The following is an 18,654-nucleotide window of genomic DNA, read 5'->3' on the forward strand; positions in this document are numbered from 1 at the left end:
CGGTGAACGGCCGTGTGGGCACCCGGGTCACGGCCCGTCTACCGTTCCTGGACAGGGATCGCACCCCCGGTATCCGCCCGTACCACCGGAAAGAGACGCCATGGCCGTGTACCGCCAGCCCGGCACCGTAGTGACCGACCACGCTTTCGACGTACCGCTCGACCACGCGGCCCCCACCGGGGAGCGGATCCAGGTGTACGCCCGTGAGGTCGTGGCCGCGGGCCGGGAGGGCGAGCCCCTGCCCTGGCTGCTGTTCCTGCAGGGCGGCCCCGGCGGCCGCTCCCCGCGCCCGCTCGGCCGGGACGGCTGGCTGGTCCGGGCCCTGGACGACTACCGGGTGCTGCTGCTCGACCAGCGCGGCACCGGACGCTCCACCCCCGCCAACCGGCAGACCCTGCCCGCGCGCGGCGACGGCAGCGCCCAGGCGGCGTATCTCGCGCATTTCCGGGCCGACTCCATCGTGCGGGACTGCGAACTGATCCGTCGTGAACTGCTCGGCGCGGAGGGGCGGTGGAGCCTGCTGGGGCAGAGCTTCGGCGGTTTCTGCGCGCTGACCTACCTGTCGCTGGCCCCCGACGGCCTGCGGGAGGCGTTCATCACCGGCGGCCTGCCGGGGCTGCGCAGCAGCGCCCTCGACGTCTACCGCTCGGCTTTCCCCCGGGTGGAGCGCAAGAACGCAGCGCACTACGACCGCTACCCCGGGGACGTGCAGGCCGCGCGCGCCGTCGCCCGGCATCTGCGCGACCACGACGTGACGCTGCCCGACGGCGGCCGGTTCACCGCGGAGGCGTTCCAGTCCCTGGGCCTGATGCTCGGCACGGGCACCGGCTCGCACACCCTCCACTATCTGCTGGAGGACGCCTTCCTCCCCGGCACCGCCGACCCGGAGCTCTCGGACGGCTTCCTCGCCGAGGCGCAGAGCCATCTGTCGTTCGCGGCCAATCCGCTGTATGCCGTGCTGCACGAGTCGGTCTACGGGCAGCGTTCGGTGTCCGCCGCGGGTACCGGCTGGGCGGCGCATTCCGCGCACCTCGAGTTCCCCCAGTTCGACGTGGACAAGGCGCTGGCGGGCGAGGGACCGGTGCTGTTCACCGGCGAGATGATCTATCCCTGGATGTTCACCGGCGACCCCGCGCTCGTCCCGCTCCGGGACGCCGCGAACCGGCTGGCGCTGCGCGAGGGCTGGCCGGACCTCTACGACCCGGCTCAACTGGCCCGCAACGAGGTGCCGGTGGCGGCGGCGGTCTACCACGACGACATGTACGTCGACGCCGCCGACTCGCTGGCCACCGCCCGCGCGGTGCGCGGTCTGCGCACCTGGGTCACCGACGAGTACGAGCACGACGGTCTCCGGGTGAGCGGCGGCCGGGTCCTCGACCGGCTGATCCGACTGGTCCGCGGCGAGCTTTAGACGCGTCGATCACCCGCTGCCGCCGCTCCTGGCGCAGGCACTGGCGCAGCGGCTCGGGGTCGAGCCCTTCGTTCACCGAGTGGTGGAGCAGCCGCGCGAAGGTGTATCCGGGATCGAGGTCGAGCGCGCGGCCGAGGGCGACGCGCGCCTCCGGTTCGTCCCCGGACGCCCAGGCGACCCAGCCGGCCAGAGTCAGCGGGGCGGCGGCATGGTCCTCGTACGGCCCGACACAGCGCCGGGCCAGGGCTCGCCACAGGCGCAGCGCGGGGTCGGTGTGCGGGGGCTCCATCCACTCCGCGGCCCGGTCCCGCGCGGCGCGGTCCTGGAGGCCCAGGATGATCTCGGCGGCCTCGTCGTCGCCGAGCAGCCCGTCGTCGCGCCGGTCGCTGCGCCGCGGGTCCCCGTCCGCCGGGGTGGCCCGGAAGCGTTCGAGTGCCGCGCCGACCAGGGTCAGCGTCCGGTGCCGCACGGCCTCGCAGTCCCCCACGTCCAGGATCCGCGGGACGAGTTCGGCGCAGACCCGGTCCAGCGCCAGCGCCTGCCCGGAGGTCCGTTCCGTGGCCGGCGGGACGAGCCGGGCCTCCATCTCGCGCAGCGAGCCGCGCACATGGATGCCGGCGTACGCGGCGGCCGCGGCCATCACGGAGTCGCCCGAGGTCGCGATGGTGAACCCGTCGGCAGGACAGCAACCATTGCCGGCGCAGCAGTAGGACCACCAGCGGCCCGCCGAGACGCAGAGCGCCTCGACCACCGGCACGTCCAGGGCGCCGCAGGCTGTCCGCAGCCGCTGCGCCAGTGGCCGCAGGCGCTCCATGACCTCGGATGGCCGCTCGCTCCCCGCCGGGTCCTGGCACAGGAAAAGGACGATCGAGGCCGCCCGGTCGCCGCGCTGCTCGCTGCCGCGCACCAGACAGTCCGCGAGCTGCGCGGCGACCTCGGGCCACTCCCCGCGGTCCCGGGGAATCCCCAGGCGCAACCGGCCACCGAAACGGCCGTGCTCCCCGTGCAGGGCGACCATCACGATGGAGTCGGTGGGGTGGAATCCCATGAGGTACGGCAGGGCGTCGGCCAGGTCGGCCGGACTGCGCAGGGTGACCTTGGGGTCGTTCTCGGACCGGGGCGATTCGGTGTGCTGTGTCATGGCCCGACAGTCCCGCAGGCCGGTGATCTCCGCCAGACCCCCCAAAAACCTGTGGATAACTTCGGGACGGAGTTATCCACAGGTTCGGTGCGCGGTTCGCGCGTTGTCGGTGGCATCGGGTTGCATGGGGGTATGACTGACTCCCCCACCGCGCTCCGTACCGCGGCCGACACCGTTCTGAGCCGCCTCGTCGGCGACTCCACCGGCACCGCCCGGCTGCGCGAGGACCAGTGGCTGGCGGTCGAGGCCCTGGTGGCACACGGCCGCAGGACGCTGGTCGTGCAGCGCACCGGCTGGGGGAAGTCCGCGGTGTACTTCGTGGCCACCGCCCTGCTGCGCCGGCGCGGCGGCGGTCCCACGGTGATCGTCTCGCCGCTGCTCGCGCTGATGCGCAACCAGGTCGAGGCCGCCGAGCGGGCCGGTATCCGGGCCCGGACGATCAACTCGGCGAACACCGAGGAGTGGGACACCATCGAGGCCGAGGTCGCGGCGGGCGAGGTGGACGTGCTGCTGGTCAGCCCGGAGCGGCTGAACAACCCCGATTTCCGCGACCAGGTGCTGCCCAAGCTCGCGGCGACGACCGGACTGCTGGTCGTCGATGAGGCGCACTGCATCTCGGACTGGGGCCACGACTTCCGCCCCGACTACCGGCGGCTGCGCACGATGCTGGCGGATCTGCCGCCGGGGGTCCCGGTGCTGGCCACCACCGCCACCGCCAATGCCCGGGTGACCGCGGACGTCGCCGACCAGCTCGGCACCGGCACGGCCGGGACGGGCGAGGAGGGCGCGCTCGTGCTCCGCGGTCCGCTGGAGCGCGAGAGCCTGTCGCTCGGGGTGCTGCGGCTGCCGGACGCGGCCCACCGGCTGGCCTGGCTCGCGGACCATCTCGACACCCTGCCGGGCTCCGGCATCATCTACACCCTCACGGTCGCCGCGACCGACGAGATCACCGCGTTCCTGCGCGGGCGCGGCTACCCGGTGGCGTCCTACTCGGGCAAGACCGAGAACGCCGACCGCATGGCCGCCGAGGCGGACCTGCTGGCCAACCGGGTGAAGGCGCTGGTCGCGACGTCCGCGCTCGGCATGGGCTTCGACAAGCCGGACCTCGGATTCGTCGTGCACGTCGGATCCCCCTCCTCCCCCATCGCCTACTACCAGCAGGTCGGCCGCGCCGGGCGCGGAGTGGACCACGCGGAGGTCCTGCTGCTGCCCGGGCGCGAGGACGAGGCGATCTGGCGCTACTTCGCCTCCCTCGCGTTCCCCACCGAGGAGCAGGTGCGCCGCACCCTGGAGGTGCTGGCCGACGCCGGCCGCCCGGTGTCCGTCCCGGCGCTGGAGGCGCGGGTGGATCTGCGCCGGTCCCGGCTGGAGATCATGCTCAAGGTGCTGGACGTGGACGGGGCGGTGCACCGGGTACGCGGCGGCTGGACCTCCACCGGACAGCCCTGGGCCTACGACACCGAGCGCTACGCGTGGGTCGCGCGGCAGCGCGAGGCGGAGCAGCAGGCGATGCGCGACTACGCGTCGACGACCGACTGCCGGATGGAGTTCCTGCGGCTCCAGCTGGACGACGAGGAGGCCAAGCCGTGCGGCCGCTGCGACAACTGCGCCGGCGCCCGGTTCGGCATAGAGGTCTCCGCCGCGGCGCTGGACGCCGCGCGGGCGGCGCTGGGCCGGCCCGGCATCGAGGTGGAGCCGCGCAAGATGTGGCCGACCGGGCTGCAGGCGATCGGGCTCAACCTCAAGGGCCGCATCCCGGCCGGGGAGCAGGCGTCCTCCGGGCGGGCACTGGGCCGGCTCTCGGACATCGGCTGGGGCAACCGGCTGCGCCCGCTGCTCGCCGAGGGCGCCCCGGACCAGCCCGTACCCGCCGACGCGGCGGAGGCGGTGGTGCGGGTGCTGGCGGACTGGGCCAAGGGCCACGGAGGGTGGGCGAGCGGCGAGGCGGACGCCCCGCAACGGCCCGTCGGCGTCGTCACCGTCGCGTCCCACACCCGTCCGCAGCTCATCGGAACCCTGGGCGCGCGCATCGCCGAGATCGGCCGGATGCCGCTGCTCGGCCAGATCGCGTACACGGACGAGGGACCGGGCCGGGTACCGCGCAGCAACAGCGCGCAGCGGCTGCGGGCGCTGCACGGCGCGTTCACCGTCCCGCCGGAACTGGCCGCGACGCTGGCCGCGACGCCGGGTCCCGTGCTCCTGGTGGACGATCTGGCCGACACGGGCTGGACGCTGGCCGTAGCCGCCCGGCTGCTGCGCAAGGCGGGCGCGACCGCGGTGTTCCCGCTGGTCCTGGCCGCGCAGGGGTGACGGGTACCGACGTTTGAGACGATGAGCGGGATCTAACCGACGCACCGGGCCATAACCGGTCAGAAGATTCGAGTGCCCGTTGCCGCTCGCAGGCGCGAGGGGAAGAATTGACGATGGATCCCCGACCGGCTCATCGAGCCCCTGACCGGCGTGCGCCCGCGCCCGGCCCTCGGGTGTGTCCGCCGACTGGGGGCACCCCCAGCGGTAGCGGGGGGAGGAACATGACCATCGGTTTCGCTCCGCAGGCCACGACGCGCGGCTCCTCCCGGCTCTTCCGCAACCTCGAACCGGCCGAGTGGACAGCGGCGGGGATCCCGCTGCTCGCCAATCCGCGCGAGGTCGTCAAGGATTTGCAGTTCCGTCATCTCCCGACTCCGGTCACCGCCGTGGTCGCGGTGTTCGCGCCGGAGGGCCGGCTCGTGGCGAGCGCCTCGTTCACCGGCAGCACCGGGGCCGTCGACGGCTGGGAGCACCGCAACGCGATCCTCGCGCATCTGCGCCGGGTGCTCCCGCACGACCTGCGGCGGCGCACCCCGGCACGGACCGCGATGCTGCTGCTGTGCCGCGACGGGCCTCCCGGCTGGACCGAGGAGGACGGCGCCTGGATGTGGGGCCTGCGCGACGCGTGCGGGCTGCACGGGCTGCGCTGCGGCGCCTACATCACGCTCACCCGGGAGGGCTGGCGGGTCCTGGGCGAGAACCGCTGCGGCCGCACCCCGAATTCCGGGCACCTTTCCGAACGGACGGGCGGCGTAGCGGCTCCGGGCCCGCACAGGGCACCGGAGTCGCTACGCCGCACCGCCGCCCGGTGACCGGGACGGGGTCCGTGCGGCTCAGGCCTTCGCCGCGACGATCCCGTTGATCAGGACGGGGTCGCCGCACACGATCAGCAGGGTGCCGGCGCGGGCCAGCGCGGTGGGCAGTCCCAACGCCGTGGCCTCGTCGGCTCCGCCGTTGACCGCGACGACCACGACCTGGCGGCCGGCGGCACGTTCGGCCGTGATGCCGGCGTAGAAGACGTCGTCGCCCGCGTCGTGCTGCGCCCAGTAGGACGTCTCACCGAAGGACAACTCGTGCGCGGCCCAGGGGTGGTGCTCGCCGGTGGTGAGCACCAGGATCTCGCCGGGCGCGCGGCCGGTGTCCAGCAGCAGGTCGACCGCCTCGTCGGCGGCGTCGATCGCACCGTCGGCGGGAGCCGGGATGAGCTGGATCTGCGCCGTTGCGGTAACGCCGCCGGCTCCGCCCGGCGAACGCGGCACCAGCGGCGCGGTGGCCGTGGCGGTCGCGGAAGCGGTCGGCGCGGGCCCGCGGGCCGGACCGGGCCGACCGGGCCCGGCGTTGGCCGCGTAACCGGCGCGCGGAGGCACGGGACGGGGGGTAGGTCGGGGACCGGGGACAGGACGGGGGGTCGACGCGCTGCGGCCTGCGGCCGGAGCTGAGCGGGGACCCGGGACACTCTCGTGAATCTGAGGCTCCTCGGGGATGAGAGGCATGGGCTGATGTCTATCAAATACGCCGCGGATGCGCAGCGGTGGGTCGTCAGAAATCGAAACCGAGCTGCTCCCCAGGGTCGGCGGAAGCCCGGACCTTCTTCAGGTGCCGCCAGCGCGGCAGCGCGTCGAGGTACGACCAGGACAGCCGGTGGTGCGGTGTGGGGCCGAGTTCCTCCAGGGCCGCACGGTGTACGGGCGAGGGGTAGCCGGCGTTGTCGGCGAAGCGGAACGGCGCGTGTTCCGCGCCCAGTTCGGCCATCGCGGCGTCGCGGTGCACCTTGGCGATGACCGAGGCCGCGGCCACCGAGACGCAGGACTGGTCGCCCTTGATGACGGTGCGCACCCGCCAGGGCCCGCCGAGGTAGTCGTGCTTGCCGTCCAGGATCACCGCGTCGGGTCGCACCGGGAGGCCTTCGAGGGCGCGGACGGCCGCCAGCCGCAGCGAGGCGGTCATGCCGAGGGTGTCCACCTCCTCGACCGTCGCGTGGCCGAGGGCGTAGGACGTCACCCAGTCGGCCAGCAGCGCGGCCATCGGGGCGCGGCGCGGCGCGGGGATCAGCTTGGAGTCGGTGAGTCCTTCGGGCGCCCGGCGCAGACCGGTGACGGCCGCGCACACGGTGACGGGCCCGGCCCACGCGCCACGTCCCACCTCGTCGACGCCTGCGACGATCTTCGCTCCGAGGGTGGCGCGCAGGGAGCGTTCGACGCTGTGGGTGGGAGGTTCATACGGCATGGCGGGGACCAGGGTACTCCCCCCTCAGGGCCGGAGGAGCGGGAGCATCACGTGATCGACGAGATCGGCCATGTCCTGCTCCCCGATCCGGTGGTCGCCGAGCTTGGCGCGGTACCTCCTCAGGGCGGTCACCACGTCGGCGACGATGGCCGCGGTGGCGTCGGCCACCAGCGCATCCTTCGACGGCCAGCGGCGGTGGACCGCCGCCCTCTCAAGTCGTCGGGGGCGCCATCGCCTCCCCCACCTCACTGGCCCTCATCCCCAGCACGATTCCCGAAGGCCCGGAGCGCAACCGGGCGTTCGGGGTGTTCGCCGCCGTCTCGGCGGGCGGCGGCACGACGCACGAGCTGCCCGCCCGCTGGGGGCACGACGTGCCCTCCCAGGGCATATCCACGGCCTTCATGGCCGGGGTCGGCTTCGTCGTCCTGGCGGTCGTGGTGCGGGTGCGCAAGAGCGACCTGGAAGCGCTCAGCGGAAGGCCCGCCGCGCCGGCGGCCTGACGCCGCGCCGCCGCCCGGCCCGGGGGAACGCGGCCGAGCGGCGGAGCGGCGGTGGGACAGCCGGTGCGCGGCGGGTCCGTGGGACAGGCCCGGCGCGACGGGTCTCAGCCCTCCGCGGGCGCCGCGGCCCACAGCGGCAGCGGCTCGGTCCGCTCCAGCCACTCCGCCGGCGGCTGCCCGGTGGGTCGCGAGGCGACGATCCCGCCGACGATCGCGCAGGTGGTGTCGACGTCGCCGCCCGCCTTGGCCGTGGTCCAGAACGCCTGCCGGTAGTCGTCCAGGTTCCGGGCCGCCGCCCACAGGGCGAACGGCACGGTGTCGTGCGCGCTGGTGCGGCGGCCACAGCCGAGCACCGCCGCCACCGTGGCCACGTCCGCGTAGTCGAGCATGTCGCGCGCCCGCCGTATGCCGGCCTTCACCGCGCTGGTCGGCACCAGGTCCAGCACCGCACCGAGCAGCGCCGAGGGGTCCTTCGGGCCGTCCGGGTCGGCGACGAGCGCCGCCATGGCCGCCACGGCCATCGCGCCGACGACGGCCTCACGGTGCTGGTGAGTGGTGTACGCCGAGATCTCGGCCTGGTGGGTGGCCTGCTCCGCGTCGCCCGCGTACCAGGCGCCCAGCGGGGCGACCCGCATGGCGGCCCCGTTGCCCCACGAGCCCTGGCCGTTGAACAGACCCGCGGCCAGCTCACGCCAGTCGGCGCCCTCCTGCCGGATGAGGCGCAGCATGCGGTTCACGGCCGGGCCGTAGCCGCGGTCGAAGTCGTGGTGCTCCGCGAAGGACATCGCCAGGGCGTCCTGGTCGATGCGGCCGTGGGCGGCCAGCACGGCCAGCACGGAGCAGGCCATCTCGGTGTCGTCGGTCCACTGCCAGACGCCGGGCGGCAGCCCGCCGTTCTGGAGGGCCTTGTAGTTGGAGGGGACGAAGAACTGGGAGCCGAGGGCGTCGCCGACGGCCAGCCCGCGCAGACTTGCCAGGGCGCGGGAGGTGCTTTCGGAGTCAACTGGGTGAGCGGTCATCGCGTCGGAAACTCTGACATCGTGCCTGATCCCGGTCAATCACCCTGTGCGCAAACTCACCCGTGGAATCCCTCGCCGGGCACGGCGTCCGGGAGCCGCCACCGCGCGAAGGGGCGGTCGAGGGTGTAGCGGCCCGAGTCTCCGATGAGCAGGGTGCGGCTCTCGGCGTTGCCCGGATTGGACAGCGATTCGAACTCCTCCACCGTCCAGTGGAACCACCGCATGCAGAACAACCGCATGGTCAGCCCATGGGTGACCAGCAGGACGTTCGGCGGGAAGTCCGGCTTGTCGAAGGCCCGGTAGAGGGTCTCCAGGAACGCGCCCACCCGGTCGTACACGTCCGCACCGGACTCGCCCTGCGCGAAGCGGTAGAAGAAGTGCCCGTAGGCGTCCCGGGCCTTGCGCTGGCGCTGTACGTCGTCGACGTCCTGCCAGTTGCCCCAGTCCTGCTCCCGGAGCCGGGGCTCCTCCATCGCGTGGGTCAGCGACGGATCGAGGTCCAGCCCGCGGAAGGTCTGCCAGGTGCGGCGGTAGGGCGAGACGAAGGCCCGGACCGGCTCGTCGCCGAACAGCGCCCGCAGACTCTCCCCCGCGTCGGCGGCCTGCCGGCGGCCGGTCGCGGTGAGTTCGAGGGCGTGGTCCGGCACCCGCTCGTATATGGAGTCGTCGGTGTTGCCCTCGGACTCCCCGTGCCGGATCAGGACGATGTGGCGTGGTCGGGCCATGGTGATCAGCCTATTCCCGCGACGGACCCCGGGCGCGCCGGTACGGCGGCCGGGGCGCGGCCCCCGAAGGCCCGGGCTCGCGGGCGCCGGAACCCCGTGGCCTTCCGCGGCGCCGTCACACCGTCCACGCCTGCACGAGGTCCACGACGTCGCCGGCCACCGAGGACACGTCGCCCTCCAGCTCCGTGCGCTCCGCCAGCCTCGCCATCGCGGCGGGCCGGTACTTGCCGCGCTCGTTCGCCGAGATCCACAGCGACAGCACCAGGAAATCGCTGTCCGCTCCCTCGGCGAAGGTCCCCCGCAGCAGTCCGGGCGACCCCGCCATCGCCGGGTTCCACACCTTCTTCTGCATCTCGACGAAGTGCTCGCCGCGGCCCGGCCGCACCTTCGAGTGCGCCACGCGCAGCAGATCGGCGTCGGCGAAGCGCGCCTCGAAGCCCACCCGCACGTCCAGCAGGTGCTCGAAGAGCAGCACCCCGAGGTTCTCGTACGAATCGGCCTGCGATCCCGCGAGCTGGTCGTGCCCGCCCGCCATGAAGGCGTCGTAGGCCGCCCTGCTGTCCCAGAACGCGAACAGATGCGCCACACCCGGCTGCGCGCGGCTCCAGCCGCCGCCCAGCCCCCGGAATCCCGGCTGCCCGCGCAGCCCCGCCCACTTTCGCTGCCCCCGTTCGAACCCCGCCCGGTCCACGACCCCACAGCGAATCCACTTCACCAGCACCGCGCCATCCTAAGTCCGACCGGTGCCCCTCTCGCGCCCGCTCGCCCCGCTCAATTCCCTTCCAGGGGTGGCGAATACGATGGAGCCATGGACGCTCTCCATCCCCGCCTCCTCGTGGAGGACTTCGCCGCCGCCGCCGCGTTCTGGGCCGCGGCGCTCCGCGATCTCCTCGGCATCGAGCCCGTGAAGGTCATCCCCGAGGCCGGATACGCCAACTGGGACCTGGACGGCGAGGGCGTCCTCGTCCTGTTCTCCCGCGCCGCCATCGCGGCGGTGGCCGGTACCGAGAGCCTGCCGGCCCGTCCCGCCGGGCAGGACACCTCGATGCTCGTCCTCCGGGTGGAGAGCGTGGACGACGACGCCCCGCGCCTCGCCGTGCGCGGCCAGGCGGCTCAGTCGTTCGGCGTCGGCCGCGTCGAGGACGAGGCCGAAGGTGCTCTCCAGCACCCGGGCCAGGTCCTCCGGCGCCACCTTCCGCCGCTCCTCGGCGCCGTCCGCCGCACCGGGGCGCGTCACCGTCAGCTCGTCCCGCACCAGGACGTACCGGGCCTGCGGCGTCGCCCGCTGCACCACGAGCTGGCCGGTGAACCGGGACAGCGGATGCGTCGACGTGTAGTGGTTCAGCACGACGACATCCACCGGGTACAGCGGATTCGGCGCGAACGCGTACAGGTCCGACCAGCCCCGCGCGCCGAGTGAGCGCAGCACGCGCACGCCGCCCGCTTCCTCGGCGACCTCGAAGGCCCAGCCGCCCTGCCACGTCGGGGTGCCCACCCGCAGCTCGACCGGCTCCATCGGTCCGAGGCCGCCGAAGCCGGTGTCCGCGAGCCATTCGGCGCCGTCCACGACGACCCGCAGCAGTACGTGCGTGATGGGCCGCAGCGCCGGGCCCGCCGTGCGGACCCGGGCCCCGTGGGCCGTCACGGCGAAGCCCAGGCGTTCAAGGACCGCCGCGAAGAGGGAGTTCTGCTCGTAGCAGTAGCCGCCACGGCGTTCCGTGACGAGCTTGCGCTGCACGCTGTCCGGATCGAGTCGGACCTCGCGGTCCAGCGCGACGTCCAGGTTCTCGAACGTGATCGCGGCGACGTGCGCGCGGTGCAGTCCCCGCAGGGTCTTCACCGTCGGGTCCAGGGCGCCCGTGTAGCCGGTCCGCTCCAGATAGGCGTCCAGGTCGAGCCGGTCGCCGCCCCAGACGCACTCCGCGGTCGCCGTCACCGCGAGGTCCCGGACGCGAAGCGCGCACCCGGCTTCGGCAGGTGCAGGCGGTCGCCGCCCACGTAATGGATATCCAGCTCGGTCATCGCAACTACCCCCTGTCATCACTACCCCCTGTCATCGGCGGGACCGGTAGCGGAACGCCGTACGGGCACCCCGCCCGCACCAACGCCCCCGTGCCACTTCACCCGTGACAAGGCCTCCAAGATCACGGGTATTCCCCACCCCCGCGAGCCCCGTCGAGGGCGCCGAATCCGTCACCCGGCCATGCGAAAGGTCCGGCGCCGACTCCCGTCGACACCGGACCTCTCACACCCTCGACCGCGGTTCAGCGCCGCGGCACGCGTTCGATCAGCTGCAGCCGCTGGTCGAGCCGCAGCCCTCGCACAGGTAGCAGCTGCCCGCACGGCGCATCTTCGTGCCGCAGGAGAAGCAGAGCGGGGCGTCGGCGCTGAGGCCGAGCTGGATCTCCAGCAGCTCCGTGGAGTTGTGCGCCTGCTTCGGGGCCGGGACGGCGGCCGGGTTCTCCGCCTTGGCGACGGCGACCGGTTTCGGCGCGGCCTTCGGGGCCGGGGCCTCCACCTGGCGCGGCGCGGACTGGGCCAGGCCCTCGACGTCCACGTCGTCGTCACCCGGCTCGTAGGAACCGGTGTCGAGGTGGCGCTGACGCTCGCCGGCCGAGTGGATGCCGAGCGCGGAGCGGGTCTCGAAGGGCAGGAAGTCCAGCGCCAGGCGGCGGAAGATGTAGTCGACGATCGACTGCGCCATCCGCACGTCCGGGTCGTCGGTCAGACCGGCCGGCTCGAAGCGCATGTTGGTGAACTTGGAGACGTAGGTCTCCAGCGGCACGCCGTACTGCATGCCCACCGACACCGCGATGGAGAAGGCGTCCATCATGCCCGCGAGGGTCGAACCCTGCTTGGACATCTTGAGGAAGACCTCACCGAGACCGTCGTCCGGGTAGGAGTTGGCGGTCATGTAGCCCTCGGCGCCGCCGACGGTGAACGAGGTGGTGATCCCCGGACGGCCCTTCGGGAGGCGCTTGCGGACCGGGCGGTACTCGACGACCTTCTGCACCTCGGCCGGGACGACGGCCTCGGCGACCGGCTCCTTCTTCTTCGCGGAGAGCGGCTGGCCGACCTTGCAGTTGTCGCGGTAGATCGCGAGCGCCTTCAGACCGAGCTTCCAGCCCTCGAAGTAGACCTCTTCGATCTGCTCGACGGTGGCCGTCTCGGGCACGTTGACCGTCTTGCTGATCGCGCCGGACAGGAACGGCTGGGCCGCGGCCATCATGCGCACGTGGCCCATGGCCGAGATCGACCGCTCGCCCATGGCGCAGTCGAAGACCGAGTAGTGCTCGGTCTTGAGCGCCGGGGCGTCGACCACGTTGCCGTGCTCGGCGATGTGGGCGACGATCGCGTCGACCTGCTCTGGCCCGTAGCCCAGGCGCCGCAGCGCCTGCGGGACCGTGCCGTTGACGATCTGCATGGAGCCGCCGCCGACGAGCTTCTTGAACTTGACGAGCGCCAGGTCGGGCTCGACGCCGGTGGTGTCGCAGTCCATCATCAGGCCGATGGTGCCGGTCGGCGCGAGCACGGAGGCCTGCGCGTTGCGGAAGCCGTTCTTCTCGCCGAGGCGCAGGACGTCCTGCCAGGCCTCGGTGGCCGCGGCCCAGACCGGGACGTCCAGGTCGTCGCTGCGCAGCGCCACGGCGTTGGCGTCGGAGTGCTGCTTCATGACGCGCTGGTGGGCGTCCGCGTTGCGGGCGTAGCCGTCGTACGGGCCGACGACCGCGGCGAGCTCGGCCGACCGCTTGTACGAGGTGCCGGTCATCAGCGAGGTGATGGCGCCGGCGAGGGCGCGGCCGCCGTCGCTGTCGTACGCGTGGCCGGTCGCCATCAGCAGGGCGCCGAGGTTGGCGTAGCCGATGCCGAGCTGGCGGAAGGCGCGGGTGGTCTCGCCGATCTTCTCGGTGGGGAAGTCCGCGAAGCAGATGGAGATGTCCATCGCGGTGATGACCAGCTCGACGACCTTCGCGAAGCGGTCCGCGTCGAACGACTGGTTGCCCTTGTCGTCGTCACGCAGGAACTTCATGAGGTTCAGCGAGGCGAGGTTGCAGGACGAGTTGTCCAGGTGCATGTACTCGCTGCACGGGTTGGAGGCGGTGATGCGGCCCGTCTCCGGCGAGGTGTGCCAGTGGTTGATGGTGTCGTCGTACTGGATGCCGGGGTCGGCGCAGGCCCAGGCTGCCTCGGCCATCTTGGTGAAGAGGGACTTGGCGTCGACCTCTTCGATGACCTCGCCGGTCATCCGGGCGCGCAGCCCGAACTTCGAGCCGGACTCGACGGCGTTCATGAACTCGTCGTTGACCCGGACGCTGTTGTTGGCGTTCTGGTACTGGACGGACGTGATGTCGTCGCCGCCCAGGTCCATGTCGAAGCCCGCGTCGCGCAGGGCGCGGATCTTCTCCTCTTCCTTCACCTTGGTCTCGATGAAGGCCTCGACGTCCGGGTGGTCGACGTCCAGGACGACCATCTTGGCGGCGCGGCGGGTGGCGCCGCCCGACTTGATGGTGCCGGCGGACGCGTCGGCGCCGCGCATGAAGGAGACCGGGCCCGACGCGTTGCCGCCGGAGGAGAGCAGTTCCTTGGAGGAGCGGATGCGGGAGAGGTTCAGGCCGGCGCCCGAGCCGCCCTTGAAGATCATCCCCTCTTCCTTGTACCAGTCCAGGATCGAGTCCATCGAGTCGTCGACGGAGAGGATGAAGCAGGCGGAGACCTGCTGCGGCTGGGCGGTGCCGACGTTGAACCAGACCGGCGAGTTGAAGCTGAAGACCTGGTGCAGCAGAGCGTAGGTCAGCTCGTGGTCAAAGATCTCCGCGTCGGCCGGGGAGGCGAAGTAGCCGTTGTCCTCGCCGCCCTTGCGGTAGGACTTCACCACGCGGTCGATGAGCTGCTTCAGACTCGACTCGCGCGTCGGGCTGCCGACCGCGCCGCGGAAGTACTTGCTGGTGACGATGTTGACCGCGTTCACCGACCAGGTGTCGGGGAACTCGACGCCCCGCTGCTCGAAGTTGATCGAGCCGTCGCGCCAGTTGGTCATGACGACGTCGCGGTGCTGCCAGACCACCTCGTCGTACGGGTGCACGCCCGGGGTGGTGTGGATGCGTTCGATCCGCAGGCCCTTGCCGCCCTTGGATCCCTTGGTCCGGGATCCCCGTGCCGCGCCGTTCGTCGTCTCAGTCATGTGCCGCCTCCCAATACAGGCAAAACGCCTAGAAGTGCGCGGATCATCCCGCCGCACCGTTCTTTGTCCAACGCCTCGGCGCAGCGCGCCTCGGCAAATCTGTGGGTACCGCCGCTGATCGGCCGCTCGGTCAGTCAGCGGCGGGGACGGGCGCGGGGACCCCGAGGTCCTCGTCGAGCCCGCGAAGGTTCGTGGGTGGGAGCTGCTCGCGCAGCTCCACGATGGCGGCCTCGAAGTCCTCGAGCGAGTCGAAGGCCCGGTAGACCGAGGCGAAGCGCAGGTACGCGACCACGTCGAGCTCCTGCAGGGGACCGAGTATGGCCAGTCCCACGTCGTGGGTCGAGAGCTCGGCGCTGCCCGTCGCCCTGACCGCCTCCTCGACCCGCTGCCCGAGCTGGGCGAGCGCGTCCTCGGTGACGGGGCGGCCCTGGCATGCCTTGCGGACGCCGGCGATGACCTTGTCCCTGCTGAAGGGCTCCGTGACGCCGCTGCGCTTGATCACCATCAGGGACGCCGTCTCCACCGTGGTGAAGCGGCGGCCGCAGTCGGGACACTGGCGACGACGGCGGATCGAGGTGCCGTCGTCCGTGGTGCGGCTGTCCACCACACGGCTGTCGGAGTGTCTGCAGAAGGGGCAGTGCATGTTCCCTATCCCCTCCTTCATTCAGCCCAAACCGGCGGCTGAGCGCACGACGATGACGCCCCCGGGGTCTGGTCGCAACCCCTGGGAACAGCCCCAAGCATAGGCGATCCCTTGAGGTGTTGAGCCCCGGGGACCACTACCGGTGGTGGCTGGCACTTACTTAACCACTAGATCTGGTGCCAAAGTCCCAAGCGCGTCATTCCGCGTGTCGCGGCGGCGCGGCGCGTCGGAGCATACGTGACGTCGCGCCTGGACGGGATGGGAGGGCGGTGGTGCGACACTGGGGGCGTTGGTCGCGGAGGGCCCCGGCCCCCACCTGGTAATCGAATTACCGTTCGATCAATACACCCGATACCTTGATCACGTCAGGTGATTTACAAAATTTCACTCGAACGTGTGTTTGGCGCAACCTTTCGAAACCCACTACCGTTGTACTAACTGTCCGCGACAGTTGAGCGGGCCGACCGCACCCATGTGGTGCGGTCGTAGGACGTGGAGACCTTGCCGCCGGGCAGTCTGCGAAGCGTCTGTCACAGGGAGAACATCTCGAGAGGGGCCGCCGTGACCACCACCGCAGACACCGCAGCATTGACCGCCCAGGACCGCTCCCAGGATCGGCTCGGCCCGATGGACGCCATGAACGACGAAACGCCCAAGCCCGCCCGCTCCCTCCCGGGCCGCCCGCCCGGGATCCGTGCGGACAGCTCCGGCCTCACCGACCGCCAGCGCCGGGTCATCGAAGTGATCCGCGATTCGGTGCAGCGCCGCGGCTACCCGCCGTCCATGCGCGAGATCGGCCAGGCCGTCGGCCTGTCCAGCACCTCCTCGGTCGCCCACCAGCTGATGGCGCTGGAGCGCAAGGGATTCCTGCGCCGCGACCCGCACCGCCCGCGCGCCTACGAGGTCCGCGGCTCCGACGCCACGCACTCGCAGCCGACCGACACCACCGGCAAGCCGTCCGCGTCGTACGTGCCGCTCGTCGGCCGGATCGCCGCCGGCGGGCCGATCCTCGCCGAGGAATCGGTCGAGGACGTCTTCCCGCTCCCCCGCCAGCTGGTGGGTGACGGCGAGCTGTTCGTCCTCAAGGTGGTCGGCGACTCGATGATCGAGGCCGCCATCGTCGACGGGGACTGGGTCACCGTCCGCCGTCAGCCCGTCGCCGAGAACGGCGACATCGTCGCCGCGATGCTCGACGGCGAGGCGACCGTCAAGCGCTTCAAGCGCGAGGACGGCCATGTCTGGCTGCTCCCGCACAACTCCGCGTACCAGCCCATCCCCGGTGACGAGGCGACGATCCTCGGCAAGGTGGTGGCGGTACTGCGCCGGGTCTGAACGACCCCTCACGACCGGGCCCCGGGACCTCTGCGCCGGTTCCGGGGCCCTGCCATGTCCGGACGCGTCACCCTGCGGCGGCCACGTCCTCCGCGGCCACGGCCGCCTCGCCGGTCACCGCTTCGCCGGTCACCGCCTCCTCCGCCGCTGCCTCCTCCACCGCTTCCGCGGTCTCGGCGATGGCGTTCGCCGTCGCGTCGATGGCCGCCAGCGAGCGGCGCACCTGGTTGCGATCGGTGGTGTACCAGAGGTCCGGCATTCCGGCCCGCAGGAAGCTCCCGTACCGCGCGGTCGCCAGCCGGGGGTCCAGGACGGCGACGACGCCGCGGTCACCCGAGGCGCGGATCAGCCGGCCGGCGCCCTGCGCCATCAGCAGCGCCGCGTGCGTGGCGGCCACCGACATGAAGCCGTTCCCCCCGCGCTCCTCCACCGCCTTCTGCCGCGCGCTCATCAGCGGGTCGTCCGGGCGCGGGAACGGGATCCGGTCCATCACCACCAGCTGGCAGTTCACCCCCGGCACGTCCACCCCCTGCCAGAGCGAGAGCGTGCCGAACAGGCAGGTGGCCGCGTCCTCCGAGAAGGTGCGGATCAGCTCCCCGAGCGTCTCCTCGCCCTGCAGCAGGATGGGGTTGTCGAGCCGGCCCCGCAGCTCCTCGGCCGCCGCCTGGGCGCCCCGCATGGAGGAGAACAGCCCCAGCGTGCGGCCGCCCGCCGCCTGGATCAGCTCGGCGAGCTCATCGAGCATGTCCTCGCGGCGGCTGTCGCGGCCCGGCTGGGCGAGGTGCTTGGCGACGTAGAGGATGCCCTGCTTGGGGTAGTCGAAGGGCGAGCCGACGTCGATGCCCTTCCACGGCGGCACGTCCTCGCCCTCGACGCCCTCCGGGGCCAGTCCGAGCGAGGCCGCGACCCCGTTGAAGTCGCCGCCGAGCCGGAGGGTGGCGGAGGTGAGCACCACGGAACGGTCCGTGAAGAGCTTCTCGCGCAGCAGGCCCGAGACGCTGAGCGGGGCGACGCGCAGCGACGCGCCGAACCGGTCGTGGCTCTCGCACCAGACCACGTCGTACTCGGAGCCCTGCACAATGCGCTCGGCGACCTCGTGGACGTGCTCGACCGAGGCGAGCGCCTGCTTGCGCACCGCGTTCTCGTCCTGGACCGACTTGTCGCGGGTCTCGCCGATCGCGGTGATCACCTGGCGGCAGGCGTCGCGCAGCGCCGCCAGCGCGAAGCCGAGGTCCTCCGGGATCTCCTCCAGGCGGCCGGGCAGCGCCAGCTCCATCAGCCGCTCGAACCCCTCCGAGGCGCTGAGGAGCGCGTCGGCAGCCTTCTCGTTGACGAGCTTGGCGGCCCGCCGGACGGCGCGGTTGACGCTGCCGGGGCTGATCTCGCCGGTCGCGACGCCGGTGACGCGGGAGACCAGCTCATGCGCCTCGTCCACGATCAGCACCTCGTGGCTGGGCAGCACCGGCGCGCCCTCGATCGCATCGATGGCCAGCAGGGCGTGGTTGGTGACAACCACGTCCGCGAGCTTGGCGCGCTCGCGGGCCGCCTCGGCGAAGCACTCCGCGCCATAGGCGCACTTCGTGGCGCCGAGGCATTCGCGCGAGGTGACGGAGATCTGCGACCAGGCCTTGTCGGAGACACCGGGGGTGAGGCCGTCGCGGTCGCCGGTCTCCGTCGCGTCCGCCCAGTCGCGCAGCCGGAGCAGGTCCTTGCCGAGCTTGCTGGTGGGCGCGGCGGCTTCGAAGACGTCGAAGAGACCGTCCTCCTCTTCCTGCGGCACCCCTTCGTGCAGGCGGTGCAGGCAGAGGTAGTTCGACCGGCCCTTGAGCATGGCGAACTGCGGCTCGCGGCGCAGCAGCGGCTTCAGCGCCTGGACGGTGCGCGGCAGGTCGCGCTCGACCAGCTGCCGCTGCAGGGCGAGGGTGGCGGTCGCGACCACCACCCGCTCGCCGTGGGCGAGGGCGGGGACCAGGTAGCCGAGGGACTTTCCGGTACCGGTGCCGGCCTGTAGGAGCAGATGGGCGCTGTCGTCCACTGCGGTCTCGACGGCCTGGGCCATCGTGACCTGGCCGGGGCGCTCCACACCGCCGACGGCGGTGACGGCTGCGTGGAGGAGTTCGGTGAGGGCGGGCTTCGTCATAGGGAAACCAGACTAAGGGGGCGGA

At 72.2% G+C, this 18,654-nt stretch carries 16 protein-coding genes; 5 read left to right on the plus strand and 11 right to left on the minus strand.

The genetic code is table 11. From position 1 onward, the window contains the following. The first annotated feature begins 100 nt into the window (after positions 1 to 100). Positions 101 to 1,411 carry an alpha/beta fold hydrolase gene (locus tag O3X23_RS08075; RefSeq protein ID WP_269270503.1) on the plus strand — a complete coding sequence of 437 codons (1,311 nt, stop codon included), beginning with the start codon at positions 101 to 103 and terminating at the stop codon, positions 1,409 to 1,411. Here the strand turns inward: O3X23_RS08075 and O3X23_RS08080 are convergent. Further along, positions 1,323 to 2,552 carry a DUF4192 domain-containing protein gene (locus O3X23_RS08080; protein ID WP_269270504.1) on the minus strand — a complete coding sequence of 410 codons (1,230 nt, stop codon included), beginning with the start codon at positions 2,550 to 2,552 and terminating at the stop codon, positions 1,323 to 1,325. The two genes, O3X23_RS08075 and O3X23_RS08080, sit on opposite strands and share 89 nt — an antisense overlap. A gap of 132 nt (positions 2,553 to 2,684) precedes the next feature. Between O3X23_RS08080 and O3X23_RS08085 the strand changes: the two genes are divergently transcribed. Beyond that, positions 2,685 to 4,862 (plus strand): RecQ family ATP-dependent DNA helicase, encoded by a 2,178-nt coding sequence (locus O3X23_RS08085; protein ID WP_269270505.1) that lies wholly within the window; start codon positions 2,685 to 2,687, stop codon positions 4,860 to 4,862. A 221-nt stretch (positions 4,863 to 5,083) separates the two neighbouring features. After that, positions 5,084 to 5,674, plus strand: coding sequence for a hypothetical protein (locus tag O3X23_RS08090; protein WP_269270506.1), 591 nt, complete (start codon positions 5,084 to 5,086; stop codon positions 5,672 to 5,674). A gap of 21 nt (positions 5,675 to 5,695) precedes the next feature. Here O3X23_RS08090 and O3X23_RS08095 read toward each other — a convergent pair whose 3' ends face one another. From O3X23_RS08095 to O3X23_RS08105, 3 genes are read right to left on the minus strand one after another with little or no spacing between them, the layout of a single operon-like run. Further along, positions 5,696 to 6,355, minus strand: a complete 660-nt coding sequence (locus tag O3X23_RS08095) for a hypothetical protein (RefSeq protein ID WP_269270507.1) — start codon at positions 6,353 to 6,355, stop codon at positions 5,696 to 5,698. A 46-nt stretch (positions 6,356 to 6,401) separates the two neighbouring features. Next, entirely contained in the window at positions 6,402 to 7,088 is a 687-nt protein-coding gene (locus O3X23_RS08100; RefSeq protein ID WP_269270508.1) for a ribonuclease HII, read from the minus strand. Between the two features lie 24 nt (positions 7,089 to 7,112). Continuing rightward, entirely contained in the window at positions 7,113 to 7,256 is a 144-nt protein-coding gene (locus O3X23_RS08105; RefSeq protein ID WP_269270509.1) for a hypothetical protein, read from the minus strand. Positions 7,257 to 7,393: 137 nt separating this feature from the next. On the opposite strand from O3X23_RS08105, the gene O3X23_RS08110 reads away from it, so the two are divergent. Next, complete coding sequence (locus O3X23_RS08110) at positions 7,394 to 7,588, plus strand: hypothetical protein (RefSeq protein ID WP_269270510.1); 195 nt, start codon at positions 7,394 to 7,396, stop codon at positions 7,586 to 7,588. A gap of 104 nt (positions 7,589 to 7,692) precedes the next feature. Here O3X23_RS08110 and O3X23_RS08115 read toward each other — a convergent pair whose 3' ends face one another. From O3X23_RS08115 to nrdR, 6 genes are all read right to left on the minus strand, one after another. Next, positions 7,693 to 8,607 carry an ADP-ribosylglycohydrolase family protein gene (locus tag O3X23_RS08115; protein WP_269270511.1) on the minus strand — a complete coding sequence of 305 codons (915 nt, stop codon included), beginning with the start codon at positions 8,605 to 8,607 and terminating at the stop codon, positions 7,693 to 7,695. A gap of 56 nt (positions 8,608 to 8,663) precedes the next feature. Beyond that, on the minus strand, positions 8,664 to 9,332 hold the full coding sequence (locus tag O3X23_RS08120; RefSeq protein WP_269270512.1) for a histidine phosphatase family protein: 669 nt from the start codon (positions 9,330 to 9,332) through the stop codon (positions 8,664 to 8,666). A gap of 115 nt (positions 9,333 to 9,447) precedes the next feature. After that, the gene (locus O3X23_RS08125) at positions 9,448 to 10,053 is read right to left on the minus strand and encodes a YdbC family protein (RefSeq protein WP_269270513.1); all 606 of its coding nucleotides are present in this window, start codon (positions 10,051 to 10,053) and stop codon (positions 9,448 to 9,450) included. Between the two features lie 9 nt (positions 10,054 to 10,062). Further along, entirely contained in the window at positions 10,063 to 11,268 is a 1,206-nt protein-coding gene (locus tag O3X23_RS08130; RefSeq protein WP_269270514.1) for an arylamine N-acetyltransferase family protein, read from the minus strand. A gap of 351 nt (positions 11,269 to 11,619) precedes the next feature. Next, positions 11,620 to 14,514: a vitamin B12-dependent ribonucleotide reductase gene (locus O3X23_RS08135; protein WP_269270515.1), complete on the minus strand. Its 2,895-nt coding sequence runs from the start codon at positions 14,512 to 14,514 to the stop codon at positions 11,620 to 11,622. Between the two features lie 130 nt (positions 14,515 to 14,644). Beyond that, positions 14,645 to 15,157, minus strand: a complete 513-nt coding sequence (gene nrdR / locus O3X23_RS08140; protein WP_269270516.1) for a transcriptional regulator NrdR — start codon at positions 15,155 to 15,157, stop codon at positions 14,645 to 14,647. Between the two features lie 561 nt (positions 15,158 to 15,718). On the opposite strand from nrdR, the gene lexA reads away from it, so the two are divergent. Then, positions 15,719 to 16,489, plus strand: a complete 771-nt coding sequence (gene lexA, locus O3X23_RS08145; RefSeq protein WP_269270517.1) for a transcriptional repressor LexA — start codon at positions 15,719 to 15,721, stop codon at positions 16,487 to 16,489. A gap of 67 nt (positions 16,490 to 16,556) precedes the next feature. On the opposite strand, the gene O3X23_RS08150 is transcribed toward lexA, so the two are convergent. Further along, positions 16,557 to 18,629, minus strand: coding sequence for an ATP-dependent DNA helicase (locus O3X23_RS08150; RefSeq protein WP_269270518.1), 2,073 nt, complete (start codon positions 18,627 to 18,629; stop codon positions 16,557 to 16,559). Positions 18,630 to 18,654: the final 25 nt, after the last annotated feature.

The organism is Streptomyces sp. H39-S7, from assembly GCF_027158205.1.
GTDB lineage: Bacteria > Actinomycetota > Actinomycetes > Streptomycetales > Streptomycetaceae > Actinacidiphila.

Bases quoted from the DNA above. Each gene is read 5' to 3' on its own strand.
- O3X23_RS08080 (WP_269270504.1), bottom strand. From the start codon at position 2,552: ATGACACAGCACACCGAATCGCCCCGGTCCGAGAACGACCCCAAGGTC.
- O3X23_RS08150 (WP_269270518.1), bottom strand. From the start codon at position 18,629: ATGACGAAGCCCGCCCTCACCGAACTCCTCCACGCAGCCGTCACCGCC.
- nrdR (WP_269270516.1), bottom strand. From the start codon at position 15,157: ATGCACTGCCCCTTCTGCAGACACTCCGACAGCCGTGTGGTGGACAGC.
- O3X23_RS08085 (WP_269270505.1), top strand. From the start codon at position 2,685: ATGACTGACTCCCCCACCGCGCTCCGTACCGCGGCCGACACCGTTCTG.
- O3X23_RS08135 (WP_269270515.1), bottom strand. From the start codon at position 14,514: ATGACTGAGACGACGAACGGCGCGGCACGGGGATCCCGGACCAAGGGA.
- O3X23_RS08115 (WP_269270511.1), bottom strand. From the start codon at position 8,607: ATGACCGCTCACCCAGTTGACTCCGAAAGCACCTCCCGCGCCCTGGCA.
- O3X23_RS08100 (WP_269270508.1), bottom strand. From the start codon at position 7,088: ATGCCGTATGAACCTCCCACCCACAGCGTCGAACGCTCCCTGCGCGCC.
- O3X23_RS08120 (WP_269270512.1), bottom strand. From the start codon at position 9,332: ATGGCCCGACCACGCCACATCGTCCTGATCCGGCACGGGGAGTCCGAG.
- O3X23_RS08095 (WP_269270507.1), bottom strand. From the start codon at position 6,355: ATGCCTCTCATCCCCGAGGAGCCTCAGATTCACGAGAGTGTCCCGGGT.
- O3X23_RS08090 (WP_269270506.1), top strand. From the start codon at position 5,084: ATGACCATCGGTTTCGCTCCGCAGGCCACGACGCGCGGCTCCTCCCGG.
- O3X23_RS08075 (WP_269270503.1), top strand. From the start codon at position 101: ATGGCCGTGTACCGCCAGCCCGGCACCGTAGTGACCGACCACGCTTTC.